Genomic DNA, 13,481 nt, shown 5'->3' with positions numbered 1-13,481 from the left:
TGCGGCGCTGCCCAAGACAATGCCGGGCTCCAATGACATGTCACCTTCAGGGTGAAATGACTTGTCTGTCAGGGGATTAAATGCCGAAGAATGGATTTGAAGGCCGGAAGAAGGCGTTGAAATATCTGGCGTTGACGTCGACGGCGCTGATCGGCCTTGGCCAGCCAAGCGCCACGGCAGCCGAGATCTGGACCGGCGCGGCGTCCACGGATTGGTTCACCGCCGGAAACTGGAATCCCACCGCTGTCCCGACATCGAGCGACGACGTCACCCTCGACGCGGCGTTTCCGCACCCGACCGTGGTCAATGCGGCGAACGCAGCCGCGCAAAATCTGTTTGTCGGCACCATTGCGAGTTACACAGGCTCGCTGACGATTACGAACGGCGGCACGCTTGCCGACACCGCCGGCTATCTCGGCTACGCTTCGAACGCCAACGGCAACGTAAGCGTCGTTGGAGCGGGCTCGCTCTGGAGCAACAGCACCGACCTTTTCCTTGCCTTGGGCACCGACAGCACCGGCACCCTTACGATCTCAAACGGTGGCGCCGTGAGCGACACCGTGGGCCATGTCGGTTTCGGTCAGGGCACTGGCACGGTCACGGTGGACGGGACTGGCTCGACCTGGACCAACAGCGGCGATCTCTATATCGCCGAACGTGGCGTCGGCACACTGGACATCACCAATGGCGGCGCGGTCAACAGCGCCACGGGCAGCATCGGTACGAATGCAGGCTCCAATGGCATGGTGACGGTCGACGGCGCGGGGTCGACCTGGACAAACTCTTCCCACCTGTACGTCGGCGATCAGGGCACCGGCGCGCTGAACATCTCGAGCGGCGGCAAGGTCAGCAATCTGAGCGGCATTCTAGGCAACCTGGCGGGCTCCACTGGCACAGCAACTGTCGACGGTGCTGGTTCGACCTGGGCGAACGCGGCCCTTGCGGTTGGAAACGCGGGCTTCGGCGCGCTGGAGATCACCAATGGCGGCGCAGTCACCAGTTCGGTGGGCTATGCCGGCTATGCCGCAGGCTCCAAAGGCCTGGTAACGGTCGACGGTGCCGGCTCGGCCTGGACCAACACTTCGGACCTCTTCATCGGCTTCCAGGGCCAGGGTGCGCTGACGGTTACGAATGGCGGCGCGGTCAGCAACACCATCGGTATGATCGGCGCGCAGACGGGCTCTGTCGGCACAGCGGTGGTCACCGGCGCCGGCTCGACCTGGACCAGCAGTTCGAACTTCTATGTCGGCGATAGCGGCACCGGTGTGCTGACGATCGGAAATGGTGGCGCGGTCAGCAATGGTGAGGGCAATATCGCCGCGCAGGCAGGCTCGACCGGCATCGCGTTCGTCGATGGCGCCGGCTCGACCTGGACAAACAGCTCCAACCTGATGGTGGGCGATTTCGGTAACGGCACCCTGGCGATCTCTCACGGTGCCGTTGTCAGCAACACTTGGGCCGCTGTCGGCGCGAAGGCGGGCTCCATCGGCATGGTGTTCGTCGACGGCGCCGGCTCGACCTGGACCAACAGCTCCAACCTGGGTATTGGCGATTTCGGCGCCGGCACTTTGGCGATAAGCAATGGCGGCGCGGTCAGCAGCGCCTCGGGCTATGTCGGCAACTCGGCGGGCTCGACTGGCGCGGTGTTCGTCGACGGCGCGGGATCAAAGTGGACGAACAGCGGGAACCTCTACGTCGGAGGCCTCAGCAAGGGCACGTTGACGATCTCGAACGGCGGCGCGGTCAGCAATGACCTGGGCTACCTTGGCTTCGACGCGGCCTCGACCGGCACGGCAACGGTCGACGGCGCAGGCTCGACCTGGGCCAATAGCGGAAACCTCGTCGTCGGCTATCATGGTACCGCCACGCTGGCGATTTCAAACGGCGGCGCTGTCAGCGACACCAAGGGCTATGTCGCACTCGAAGCCGATTCGGCCGGCGGAGTCGTGGTCGATGGACCGGGTTCGACCTGGATGAATTCCGGCGACCTGTTCGTCGGTTTCAAAGGCGCGGGTACGCTCCAGGTCACCGATGGCGGCCACGTCCTCAACCAGGCCGCGATCCTCGGAGAATTCGGTACCGCAACCGCGACCGTGACTGTGGACGGAGCGGGATCTTCCTGGAGCACCGATGACAGTCTTACCCTGGGAGGCGCCGGTCACGCGACACTTTCCATCTCCAACGGCGGCTCAGCAGATGCCAATTTCGTCTTTGTCGGCCAGGCGGCAACAGCCACCGGTGCAATTACCGTCGACGGCGCGGGCTCGAAATGGACCAACAAGAACGGCATGTACCTTGGCGGTCTCGGAAGCGGCACTCTTGCCGTCACCAATGGCGGCGTCGCCTCCGGCGGCACCGCCTACATGGCGATCGCCACCGGTGCCACCGGACAGGCAACCGTCGACGGCCCGGCCGCGCTGTGGGAGATGCACGGCGACCTGGGGATCGGTTTCGGCGGCACGGCTTCGGTGACGCTCTCCAACGGCGGCGTCGCTCTGGTGGACGGCGTTACCGTGATCGCCAGCCAGGCCGGCTCGACCGGCACGCTGAACATCGGCGGCGCAGCGGGCACTGCGGCGACGGGCGCCGGCGTCCTCGATTCGGCCACATTGCAGTTCGGCGCCGGCACCGGCACGCTCAATTTCAACCATACCAGCGCGAACAATGGCTTCGCTGCCGCGATCAGCGGACTGGGGACGATCAACCAGATCGCCGGCAACACGAAGTTGACCGGTAATTCCGCCGGGTTCACCGGGACGACGAACGTTCTCGGCGGCGGCCTCTATGTCAACGGCTCGCTCGGCGGCGCGATCAATGTCACCGGCGGCCTGCTTGGCGGATCAGGCACGGCAGGCAATGTGACCATTGCTTCGGGCGGGACCTTCGCCCCAGGCAATTCGATCGGCACGATCAATGTGAGCAATACAACCTTCTCGGCCGGTTCGATTTATGCCGTTGAAGTCGAAAGCGGCGGCACATCCGATCTGATCAGCGCCACCGGCGCCGTGACGATCGGCGGCGGCACGGTCGTCGTCATCCCCTATCCGGATTATGCGACCGGAACGACCTACACGATCGTCACGGCGGCGGGCGGTGTCACCGGTGCCTTCGACAAGGCCAGTCTCGAAGGCTCGATCTTCATTGCGCCGACGCTGACCTATGACGCGAACAATGTCTATCTCAACCTGGCCAAGGCAAGCTTCGCTCAGGTTGGCCTGACGCCGAACCAGATCGCCACCGGAGGTGGCGCCGAAAGCCTGGGGGCTGGCAATCCGCTCTACGACGTAATCGCCGTGCTGCCGACAGAGGCAACTGCCCAAGCGGCCTTCGACCAGCTCTCGGGCGAGATCCACGCCTCGGCCAAGGGGATGTTGCTGGAGGACAGCCGCTTCATCCGCGACGCCGCCACCAAGCGGATCAGCGCCGCGTTTGGCGATGCCGACGCAGCCGCGTTGCCGGTCATGGCCTATGGCGAGGGCGGGCCGGAAATGGTCGCGGCCGACACCGATCGCGTCGCCGTCTGGGGCCAAGCTTTCGGCTCGTGGGGGCATGTCGGCAGCGACGGCAATGCCGCCGCCTTCGATCGTTCGACCGGGGGGCTGCTGGCGGGTGCGGACGGGCTGGTGGGCGACTGGCGCGTCGGCCTCCTCGGCGGCTACAGCCATTCCTCCGTCAACGCCGATGCTCGCCGTTCCAGCGGCGCCGGCGACAATTATCATCTCGGGCTCTATGGCGGCACCAACTGGGGCGCCATCGCGTTCCGCACCGGCGTCGCCTACAGCTGGAACAGCATCTCGACAAAGCGCGCGGTTGCCTTCAATGGCTTCGCCGATCAACTGTCGGCCGACTACGACGCCGGCACGGCACAGGTGTTCGGCGAACTCGCTTACAAGGCCGATGCCGGGCGCTTCAAGTTCGAGCCCTTCGCCAATCTCGCCTATGTCAGCGTGCACACCGACGGCTTCACCGAGAAAGGTGGCGGTGCAGCCCTGACCAGCGCAAGTTCAACCACCAACGCGACCTTCACCACGCTCGGGCTACGCACCTCGACCGGCCTGACGCTGGGCAACATCGAGGCGACCGCGCGTGGCACGCTCGGCTGGCGCCATGCCTTCGGCGATGTCACGCCGACTTCGACTTTCGCCTTCGCCGGCGGCGATGCCTTTACCATCGCCGGCGTACCTGTCGCCAGGGACAGCGTGGTGATCGAGGCCGGTTTCGACCTGCCGATCTCGGCCAATGCCACGCTCGGCCTGTCCTACACCGGTCAGTTCGGCTCCCATAACGCCGACAACGGCGCCAAGGCCAACCTCGACGTCCAGTTCTGATGGCGAGAGGTGAGAAGGATCGGGAGTAGCATGAGAACGCTCGGCCGACGGAGCCCGGCCGAATATGGCAAGGGCTCGGGCGGCGAGGCGGATTGAAGCTCCCACATCTTCCTGTCAGGGAAGTCGGCTTCAGGGAGACCGAGAGATTCATCGCTTTCGCCCACTCCAGCGTCGGCTCTTCCTACCAATCCAAGCCGAACACCAGCTTGCCGAAATGCAGGCCGCCGGCGGCCATGTAGGTGTAGGCTTCGGTCGCCTCGTTTTGTGAAAACACCTTGTCGACGACCGGCTCGATCCGGGCGGCGCCGATGGCACGGGCGGCGTCGCGCAGGTCCGAGACCGATCCGGTGTTGTTGCCCACCACCTTCAGCGCCTTGATGATGATCGGCAGCAGATTGACCGTGGCCTCGGCGCCGGTGACGAAGCCGATGGTGAACAGCGTGCCGCCGGGCGCGGTGGCGTTGACGGCGCGCGCGAAGGTGGCGGTGCCGCCGGTCTCGACGACGAGGTCGGCGCCGAGGCCATCGGTCAGTTCCAGCACCTTGCCGTCCCAATCCGGTGTCGCGCGGTAATTGATCAGGTGATCGGCGCCGAGCGCCTTGGCCCGCTCGAGCTTCTCGTCCGAGGACGACGTGATGATGACGGTGGCCCCGGCCGCCTTGGCAAGCTGCAGGGTGAAGATCGAGACGCCGCCCGTGCCGAGCAGCACGACGACGGAGCCCGGCCCGACATCGGCGGCGCGGATGGCGTTCCACGCGGTGGTGCCGGCGATCGGCAAGGTCGAGGCCGACTCGAAGGAGAGATGCGCCGGGACCGGCACGACCGAGTTGGCTGGCAGCGCGACATATTCGGCCAGCGACCCGGGCAACGAGATGCCGCGCATCTGCGTCATCTCGTGGGGACGCGGCCGGCCGCCGATCCAGCGCGGCTTGGCGTGGGCAACAACGCGGTCGCCAGGTTTGAATGTCGTCACGCCCTCGCCCAGCGCGACAATCTCGCCGGCACCGTCGGCAACGGGAACGAGCGGAAACACCGGGCCGGGATAATTGCCGCTCGCAACGGCGACATCGACGAAGTTCAGGCTCGCCGCACGCTGGCGGATCAGCACCTCGCCGCGTTGCGGTTCGGGCGTGGCGATGCTGGCGGCGCGGAAGGCGTCGAGCCGGGGTTGGCTGAGTTCGATGGCTTTCATGGGTTCACTCCGTGCGTGGTCGATGGACGATTGAGCGAACCTATCTGCTGCGCTACTACTCGATAATCGTTGGACTTTGCATTTGAGTATTGCAAATCATGCAGCAATCAGTTGAGCCCTCCGCCCTTGCCGAAATGGCGGCCTTCGCGGCCGTCGCCGAGGCGTGCTCCTTCACCAGGGCGGCAGCGAGAGTCGGGCGCGACGCGACCATCCTGTCGCGCCGTCTCCAATCGCTGGAAGAGCGGCTGGGGGTGCGGCTGCTCCACCGCACCACGCGCAGCGTGTCGCTTACCGAGGCGGGCGCGGAATTCCTGTTGCGCGTACGCGCCATCCTTGCCTCGGTCGACGAGGCCGAGGCGGCTGCATCGGCGCATGCCGCCGGCGGGCCGCGCGGCCTGCTCAAGCTGGCGCTGCCCGGGACCTTCGGGCGCATGTGGATCGGGCCGCTCTTGCCGCAATTCCTGGCGGAGTTCCCCGAGGTCCACATCGAGGCAGAGTTCTCCAACCGCTTCGCCGATCTCGTCGCCGAGAATTTCGACGTCGCCGTACGGCTGGGCAGCCTGGAGGACTCGCGCCTGGTGGCGCGCAAGGTGGCGACGCGCCGCCGGCTGCTCTGCGCCGCGCCCTCCTACCTCGCCAGAAGGGGCAGGCCGGAAACGCCGCAGGCGCTGCTGGAGCATAGCTGCCTGGGTTTCTCCGGCTTCCAGACCTTTCCGGCCTGGGAGATGACCGACCGCGAGGGCCGGCGCGTGCGCGTCGAGGTTTCGGGGCCGTTGGTCAGCGACGACGCCGAGGTGCTGGTCGAGGCCGCCGTGCAGGGCGTCGGCCTGATGATGAGCACCGACTGGCTGGTCGGGCGCGAGCTCGCCGACGGCCGGCTGGTGCCGATCCTGGAGGACTGGACACTTGCCGACGAGGGCGCGGTCTATGTCGTCATGCCCTCGGCCAAGGGTCAGGCCGCCAAGACCCGCGCCTTCGCCGACTGGATCGGCAAACGCTTTGCGCCTGAGCCGCCGTGGCGAAAGTAAGCGCGACATAGCGGGCATTCGCGGCGGAGATCCCGAACGCCGCGTTCGCAGGACAAGGTTTCTCGCTCCAGAAGGGGATAGCCAGAAGGGGACAGGCAGTTCCGGCGGCCGCGCCCTACCCTTTTGCCGCCAGCAAATTCGCATCCCGCGCCAGCCCCCAGCGGCCGTCATTCTCCTTGCGCAGCAGCGTCAGCGTATAGCCGGACCGCCGCACCGGCTCGCCGCCGGGCGGTGTCGCGGTCATATCGATGCGGTTGCGGATATAGGCCCAGTCGCCGAGCAGTTTGAGCTCTACGATCTCGCTGTCACTGTCGATCTTCGTCTCGCCCATGTTCCTGGAGGCCGCGGCGAAGGCTTCCTTTCCGAAGGGCTCCTTGCCGGGAACCATGAAGACGACATCGTCCGTCATCAGACCAAGCACGGTCTCCAGATCGCCTTTCCGGCTCGCCGCCATCCAGGTCTCGACCACCTGGCGGATCGCGGTTGCGTCATCGGTCATCGGTTTACCTCCTTGCAATCGTCGGCGGTCGGATTGTCGTCAATACCTGGTGCAATCGCCGTCGCCGGCAACGCCGCGGACGAACCCGAGCGCTATCGCGCGCGTTTTGCGACGAAGGAGGTCGCCCGGTTGCGCATGGCAGGCCTAAACTTCCGCAATGAAATCGTGACGAGGCCGGGCGGCTCGCAGATCTTGCTGGTCGACTCTTTGGCAATCTGCTGGAATTGTTCGAGCCGGCCAAGAGCACTTAAGCGAGATCCATTCAAGAGAGATTGGCCGCTCGCCGGCTTTCGCCAATCTCTATATGATGCCCACCACGGTGGGGGATCGACTATGAAAAGCGCACTGGCAATCGTCACACTTGCCCTTCTAGCCACCCCTTCCGCCCATGCCGCGCCTTGCGCCTGGTCCGCCCGGATGGAGGAGGACGAAGGCGGCAGGGTGATGACGGCTTCGGTGTGCGGCGGGCCGAAGGGCGATGCGCATCTGATGCTGGCCTGCTTCGATAAGCCGGTGCTGAGCTATGATCTCGGCGCCGCGGGCGGGCAGCTGGAGCCCGGCATCGGCGGATCCTTCACCTTCAAGGCCGGCGGCAAGAGCGTGACCAAAAAGCTCGAGCTCGAGGCGATGTACAATTACTTCACGGCAGACCTGTCCGGCCCTTCCGACCCGTTGCTGGCGCTGCTGCGGGGAAAGGGCGAGGTGACGATCTCGGCCGACAAATACGGCACGGCGAGCTTTCCGCTGAAAGGCTCAGGTGCTGCGATCGGCAAGGTGCTGGCAGAATGCGGCAAGGGTTCGGGCGGCGAGGCTGATTGACTCTGCCGACGAGGGAAGACCGGGCAGCGTCAATGGCTCATTTGCCCTGCCCTTTCATGAACTGCCCGAGCAGTTCCACCGGCAGCGGGAACACCACCGTGGACGAGCGCTCGCCGGCGATGTCGTGCAGAGCCTCGAAATAGCGCAGCTGCATGGCCTGCGGCTCGGCCGCAAGCATGCGGCCGGCCTCGACCAGCTTCGCCGCCGCCTGCTGCTCGCCGTCGGCATTGATCACCTTGGCGCGGCGCAGCCGCTCGGCCTCGGCCTGCTTGGCGATGGCGCGGATCATGCTTTCATTCAGGTCGACATGCTTGATCTCGACATTGGAGACCTTGATGCCCCAGGCATCGGTGCGCTGGTCGAGGATCTCCTGGATGTCGCTGTTGAGCTTGTCGCGTTCGGCCAGCATCTCGTCGAGCTCGTGCTTGCCGAGCACCGAGCGCAGCGTGGTCTGCGCCAGCTGGTTGGTCGCGGCCATGAAATCCTCGACCTGGATGATTGCCCGCTCGGCGTCGACGATGCGGAAATAGAGCACGGCATTGACCTTGACCGAGACGTTGTCGCGCGAGATGACATCCTGCGGCGGCACGTCCTGCACCACCACGCGCAGATCGACCCGCACCATCTGCTGGACGAACGGGATGAGGATGATGAGCCCAGGGCCCTTGACCCCGGTGAAGCGGCCGAGCGTGAAGACCACGCCGCGTTCATATTCCCTCAGGATGCGGATGGCCGCCGACAGGAAGATGATCACCAGCAGGGCAATGATGAGATAGGCCACGTAACCGACCATCATTTCACTCCGTTGTTGCTCGCATCGCGACGCCGCACGGTCAGGACGAGGTCGCTTCGGTCACCTCAACGCTGTCGCCGGGTGCGACCGGTCGTCGGCCCTCGCCCGCCAACGCTCGCCCAAGGCCAGCACATGGCCCTCGCCGCCCTGCCAGTCGACGATCTCGACGGGCAGGCCGCGCATCGCCTCGCCGCCGACGCGCGGCGGTTTCCTGCGCGCCGCCCAGACATAGGTTCCGGTGAGCAGCGCCAGCCCGAGCGTCAGCACGGCGGCGGGGCCGATGACCGCCCACGACATGGCAAAGCCCGGCCCTTCGATCCTGAGCAGCATGGCCGAGCCGAGCAGGAAAGCGGCGACGCCGCCCAACCCCAGAACCACGGTGGGGTTGAAGGCCTCGATGATCAGGAAGGCGATGCCGAGCACCATCAGCGCCAGGCCGGTATAGTTGATCGGCAAGAGGTTGAGCGCATAGAGCCCGAGCACCAGGCAGATGGTGCCAATGACGCCGGGCGCCACGGCGCCCGGGCTGGCGAACTCGAAGACGAGGCCATAGACGCCGACCAGCATCAGGATGACGGCGGTGTTCGGGTCGGTGATGACGGAGAGCAGCCGTATGAACCAGCCAGGCTCCAGCGTCTCGACCGGCAGCCCTTTCGTCGCCAGCACTTTCTTGGCGCCGGCGACATCGACGGTGCGCCCGTCGGCAAGCTGCAGCAACTCGGTAGTGTCGCGGGCGACGAAGTCGATGACATGCTCCTGCAGGGCGGCGTTGGCCGACAAGCTCGCTGCCTCGCGCACCGCCTTCTCGCCCCAGTCGCCGTTGCGGCCGCGCATCTCGGCGAGCGAGCGGATGAGCGCGACCGCGTCATTGGTCACCTTGGCCATCATCTCGTCGCCGGGCGGCTCGGCGACGTCCTTCTGGTTCTTGTCCTTGTCGCCGCCCGGCAGCGACGGCAGCCCGCCCATCTCGACCGGCGTCGCCGCGCCCAGATTGGTGCCCGGCGCCATCGCCGCGACATGGGTTGCGTAAAGAATGTAGGTGCCGGCGCTCGCCGCATGGCCGCCGGCCGGCGCGACGTAGCCGATGACGGGCACGGGCGAGGCCAAGATGTCGGCGATCATCTCGCGCATCGAGGTGACCAGGCCGCCCGGCGTGTCGAGCTGAAGGATGAGCACTTCGGCGTTGCGTTGAGCAGCAGTATCGAGCGCCTCCTCGAGCTGCCTGGTGCTGGCCGGCCCGATAGCGCCGTCAATGGCAACGCTCAACGCGACCTTCCCGCTCCCGGTCGAGGAGAAGGAAGAAACGGCAGCCGCGGCCAGGAGGGCAACGGCGAAAAGGGCCACCCGCGCGAAGGTCACGCTCGAAGCTCCATGAGCTCAAATATGGGTTGTGCCGTGGCGAAGTCCATGGGCGTCGAAGGGCGCCTGCGCCAACCGTCGGCGGCTGCGGTTGGGCGCCATGGTTCAGGCCAGCGAGCTGAAAGCGCTGCGCAGCGGAATCGGTCCTGAAGAGACAAATCGGAAAAAAACGCTCCCGGCCCGTGTCTGATCGCACGAGCCGGGGCGCGGGGCGTCAATAGTCGGAGCCGCCCTCGACGACGACCCGACGATGATGGTGCCGGTGGATCGAACTCGTGACGACCACGTCCTGACGACGGTGATGGCGATAACGCCAGCTACGCTTGCCATTGTCATAGAAGGCGACCGTGCCGTGATGGCGGTGATGCAAGCGATGGCCCTCGTCATTGATGATGATGGCGGGGCGGTGATGATAATGATGCCTGTGATGCGTCCTGATGACGACATCGGCCTCGGCCGCCGAAGCGACGGCGGGTGCGGCGACGCAGAGCGCCAGGGCAGCAAGAAGCACTGTTTTCATTGCTTTATTCCTGATTCCTGAATCATCCCTTCGGCTGGGTAAACCGCTGCCTGTCGCTTTGGTTCCGGGGAGGACGACATGCGCCATCCGCTCCGGCGCGCGGTCGAGATCGGGTGGGAGGATGGGCCGGCGCCGCAGTGGGCGGGGGTTCGTTGGGGGTAGCTGAGGCACCGGCCGAAGGCGGAATGGGCACCGCCGCGTGTCAGAATATGCTCCCCGTGCGGTGACGAAATTGCGCGATCGCGGAAGGAAGGGCGCGGCGCCGAGCTGCCGCTCTCCCCAAATCATGCGATCCGGCCTCTCCGCCCAGCCACCGCTATCGCGGCCGCCAACGCCACCACCCCCGTGGCCGCCGCGAAGGTGAACACCATGCCGCCGGCGACCGCTGCCGGCGCTGCCGTCGCGACGTCCTTGGTGCCCACGGCGAAGGCGAACACCGCGCCCATCACCGCCGTGCCGGTGACAAGGCCGAGATTGCGCGACAGGCTCAGCATGCCCGACACCACGCCGCGCTCGGACCTGTCGACGTCGGCCATGACGGCGGTGTTGTTGGCCGCCTGGAAGAGTTGGTAGCCGGGCGTCAGCAGGATGATCGCCGCCACGTAGCCGACGACACCTAAGACGCCCGGCAGCACAGCGAGCGCGACGCAGCCGGCGACCATCAGCACCAGCCCGGCCATGACCATCGCGGCAGCGCCGAGGCGGTCGACGACACGCCCGGCAATGATGCCGCAGAACGCCGAGACCACGGGCCCGATCGACATCACGGCTCCGGTCGCAGCGTCGCCGAGGCTCAGCGCACGCGACAGGAAAAACGGGCCGACGACCAGCGTGGCCATCATCACCGTCGAGACCAGCGCGTTCATGGCGAGGCTCGGCGCCAGCACCGGGTCGCGCAACAGCGCGAGCTTGACCAGCGGCGACACTACCTTGGCCTCGGCGACGACGAACAGCGCCGCGCCAACAATTGCCCCGCCGAGCAGCGCTATGTTCAGACCACCGAAATGACCGCGCCCCATGGTCATGGCCAGCGCGTAGGCGGCAAGCGTGGCGGCAAGCAGCAGCGTCCCCAGCACATCGAAACGCGCGGCTCCCTTCGCCTCTGCGCGGTCGATGCCCGCCCCTTTGTCGCCCGGTAAAAAGCGCCAGACGGCCAGCAGCGCGACGGCGCCGAGCGCGGCGTTGACGAGGAAGATCGAGCGCCAGCCGAGAGCTGCGATCAGCACGCCGCCGAGCGAGGGGCCAAGCGCCGTGCCGATCGCCGACATGGTGCCGAGCAGGCCCATGGCGCTGCCGGTGCGTTGCTTCGGCACCGTCTCGCCGACGAGGGCTATCGTGAGCGCCATCATCACCGCGGCGCCCAGGCCTTGCACGGCGCGGGCAGCGATCAGCATCGCCAGCGACGGCGCGAGCGCGGCGGCAAACGAAGCGGCGCTGAAAAGCGCCAGGCCGGCGATCAGCAGCAGCCGGCGGCCGACGACATCGCCGAGACGCCCGACGCTGACGATCAGCGCCGTGATGGCGAGCAGATAGGCGAGCACCACCCACTGCACTGCCGGAAAGGACGCGGCGAAGACCGCGCTCAACGTCGGCAGCGCGACATTGGCGATGCTGGTGCCGAGCGAGGAGACGAGCATGGCAAGCGACAGGCCCGCCAACGCGCCCGTCGTCGAATGGCGCAGGGGCGCGGCGCGGGTTTCGGCAATGTCGGCCATGATTTCTTCTCCGTCGGTTGAACTTGCGGGGAAGATAGGCGTGCGCATGACATGGCGGAACACGCAGCGTATGCACTTGAATAGTGCATCAGACGCCATGCCGCGTTGACGAATCCGTGCTATGGTCGCGCCATGTCGCGACCCGATCTCAACCTGCTCGTCACGCTTGACGTGCTGCTTGCCGAAGGCAGCGTCGCCAAAGCCGCACGGCGCATGAAGCTCAGCCCTTCGGCAATGAGCCGGACCCTGGCGAGGCTGCGCGAGGCGACCGGTGACCCGCTTCTGGTGCGTGCCGGGCGCGGCCTGGTGCCGACGCCGCGCGCTGTCGAGCTCGGCGGGCAGGTCGGGCGGCTGGTGAAGGAGGCGGAAGCGGTGCTGCGGCCTGCCGAGCGGCTCGACCTCGCGCGGCTTGGCCGCAGCTTCACGCTGCGAAACAGCGATGGTTTCGTCGAGAATTTCGGCCCGGCGCTGCTCGCCCGCGTGGCTGAGGAAGCGCCGGGCGTGCAACTGCGTTTCGTGCCCAAGCCCGACAAGGAGAGCGGCCCGATGCGCGAGGGCGTGGTCGATCTGGAGACCGGCGTAGTGGGCGGTTCGACCGGGCCGGAGGTGCGCGCGCAGGCGCTGTTCCGCGACCGCTTTGTCGGCGTCGCGCGGGCCGGCCATCCTTTGTGCGAAGGCCGGATCACCGCTGCGCGCTTCGCCGCCGGTCGGCACATATTGATCTCGCGCCGCGGCCTCGACCGCGGCCCGGTGGATGACGCCCTGGAGCTCGCCGGGCTGACGCGGACAGTCGCGACCGTCGTCGGCGGCTTCGCCGAGGCGCTGGCGCTGGCGCGTGGCTCCGACCTCATCGCCACGGTGCCGGAACGCTATACCGGAACGCTGCGCGAGGGCCTGTTCACCTTCACGCTGCCGGTGAAGCTCGCCGCGCTGACGGTCTCGCTCTTGTGGCACCCGAGGCTCGACGCCGATCCGGCGCATCGCTGGCTGCGCGGGCTGGTGAAAGAGGTGTGCCGCCTTTCCTCTCCGCCGTTTCGCGAGGGCGAGGAACCCATGCCCTGATACGCCGCGGCACCGCGGAACCAACCGCGCGTTGCAGGCGATGCCTTTATCATATTAGCCATTACTAACATGTACTATCGTACGCAGGACTAACCGTATCTGTCATGGAACCCGCGGCATAGTCAGCGCGTTGCCGGGCGCGCGTGAAACAGCCGGAGGCTCGCTT

At 66.5% G+C, this 13,481-nt stretch carries 9 protein-coding genes and 1 pseudogene; 4 read left to right on the top strand and 6 right to left on the bottom strand.

Annotated features, from left to right (window positions below; genetic code table 11):
- Nucleotides 1–80 precede the first annotated feature (80 nt).
- Nucleotides 81–4,328: an autotransporter outer membrane beta-barrel domain-containing protein gene (locus LB535_RS10675; RefSeq protein WP_224632145.1), complete on the top strand. Its 4,248-nt coding sequence runs from the start codon at nucleotides 81–83 to the stop codon at nucleotides 4,326–4,328.
- 181 nt (nucleotides 4,329–4,509) lie between these two features.
- Here the strand turns inward: LB535_RS10675 and LB535_RS10670 are convergent, their stop codons facing one another.
- Nucleotides 4,510–5,520 (bottom strand): zinc-dependent alcohol dehydrogenase family protein, encoded by a 1,011-nt coding sequence (locus tag LB535_RS10670; RefSeq protein ID WP_224632144.1) that lies wholly within the window; start codon nucleotides 5,518–5,520, stop codon nucleotides 4,510–4,512.
- 98 nt (nucleotides 5,521–5,618) lie between these two features.
- On the opposite strand from LB535_RS10670, the gene LB535_RS10665 reads away from it, so the two are divergent.
- Nucleotides 5,619–6,548, top strand: coding sequence for a LysR family transcriptional regulator (locus LB535_RS10665; RefSeq protein WP_224529533.1), 930 nt, complete (start codon nucleotides 5,619–5,621; stop codon nucleotides 6,546–6,548).
- A 115-nt stretch (nucleotides 6,549–6,663) separates the two neighbouring features.
- Here LB535_RS10665 and LB535_RS10660 read toward each other — a convergent pair whose 3' ends face one another.
- A complete protein-coding gene (locus tag LB535_RS10660; RefSeq protein ID WP_224632143.1) occupies nucleotides 6,664–7,047 on the bottom strand; it encodes an SgcJ/EcaC family oxidoreductase in 384 nt (127 codons plus the stop codon).
- A 333-nt stretch (nucleotides 7,048–7,380) separates the two neighbouring features.
- Here LB535_RS10660 and LB535_RS10655 point away from each other — a divergent pair, with 333 nt between their 5' ends.
- The gene (locus tag LB535_RS10655; RefSeq protein WP_224630633.1) at nucleotides 7,381–7,866 is read left to right on the top strand and encodes a hypothetical protein; all 486 of its coding nucleotides are present in this window, start codon (nucleotides 7,381–7,383) and stop codon (nucleotides 7,864–7,866) included.
- 37 nt (nucleotides 7,867–7,903) lie between these two features.
- Here LB535_RS10655 and LB535_RS10650 read toward each other — a convergent pair whose 3' ends face one another.
- The 4 genes and pseudogenes from LB535_RS10650 to LB535_RS10635 all read right to left on the bottom strand — a co-directional run bounded on the left by LB535_RS10650 (nucleotide 7,904) and on the right by LB535_RS10635 (nucleotide 12,253).
- A complete protein-coding gene (locus LB535_RS10650) occupies nucleotides 7,904–8,662 on the bottom strand; it encodes a slipin family protein (RefSeq protein WP_224632142.1) in 759 nt (252 codons plus the stop codon).
- A pseudogene (locus tag LB535_RS10645) lies at nucleotides 8,659–10,018 on the bottom strand (NfeD family protein). Before LB535_RS10645 ends, LB535_RS10650 begins: the two are co-directional and overlap by 4 nt.
- 214 nt (nucleotides 10,019–10,232) lie before the next feature.
- Nucleotides 10,233–10,538, bottom strand: coding sequence for a hypothetical protein (locus tag LB535_RS10640; protein ID WP_095768308.1), 306 nt, complete (start codon nucleotides 10,536–10,538; stop codon nucleotides 10,233–10,235).
- A 284-nt stretch (nucleotides 10,539–10,822) separates the two neighbouring features.
- The gene (locus LB535_RS10635) at nucleotides 10,823–12,253 is read right to left on the bottom strand and encodes an MFS transporter (protein ID WP_224632141.1); all 1,431 of its coding nucleotides are present in this window, start codon (nucleotides 12,251–12,253) and stop codon (nucleotides 10,823–10,825) included.
- A 132-nt stretch (nucleotides 12,254–12,385) separates the two neighbouring features.
- On the opposite strand from LB535_RS10635, the gene LB535_RS10630 reads away from it, so the two are divergent.
- Nucleotides 12,386–13,315, top strand: coding sequence for a LysR family transcriptional regulator (locus LB535_RS10630; protein WP_224632140.1), 930 nt, complete (start codon nucleotides 12,386–12,388; stop codon nucleotides 13,313–13,315).
- The last annotated feature ends 166 nt before the right edge of the window (nucleotides 13,316–13,481 follow it).

The sequence above is a fragment of the Mesorhizobium sp. CA10 genome, assembly GCF_020165285.1.
Lineage (GTDB): Bacteria > Pseudomonadota > Alphaproteobacteria > Rhizobiales > Rhizobiaceae > Mesorhizobium.
This window is presented reverse-complemented; position numbering and strand designations above follow the sequence as displayed.

Bases quoted from the DNA above. Each gene is read 5' to 3' on its own strand.
- LB535_RS10665 (WP_224529533.1), top strand. From the start codon at position 5,619: ATGCAGCAATCAGTTGAGCCCTCCGCCCTTGCCGAAATGGCGGCCTTC.
- LB535_RS10670 (WP_224632144.1), bottom strand. From the start codon at position 5,520: ATGAAAGCCATCGAACTCAGCCAACCCCGGCTCGACGCCTTCCGCGCC.
- LB535_RS10630 (WP_224632140.1), top strand. From the start codon at position 12,386: ATGTCGCGACCCGATCTCAACCTGCTCGTCACGCTTGACGTGCTGCTT.
- LB535_RS10640 (WP_095768308.1), bottom strand. From the start codon at position 10,538: ATGAAAACAGTGCTTCTTGCTGCCCTGGCGCTCTGCGTCGCCGCACCC.
- LB535_RS10635 (WP_224632141.1), bottom strand. From the start codon at position 12,253: ATGGCCGACATTGCCGAAACCCGCGCCGCGCCCCTGCGCCATTCGACG.
- LB535_RS10660 (WP_224632143.1), bottom strand. From the start codon at position 7,047: ATGACCGATGACGCAACCGCGATCCGCCAGGTGGTCGAGACCTGGATG.
- LB535_RS10675 (WP_224632145.1), top strand. From the start codon at position 81: ATGCCGAAGAATGGATTTGAAGGCCGGAAGAAGGCGTTGAAATATCTG.
- LB535_RS10655 (WP_224630633.1), top strand. From the start codon at position 7,381: ATGAAAAGCGCACTGGCAATCGTCACACTTGCCCTTCTAGCCACCCCT.
- LB535_RS10650 (WP_224632142.1), bottom strand. From the start codon at position 8,662: ATGATGGTCGGTTACGTGGCCTATCTCATCATTGCCCTGCTGGTGATC.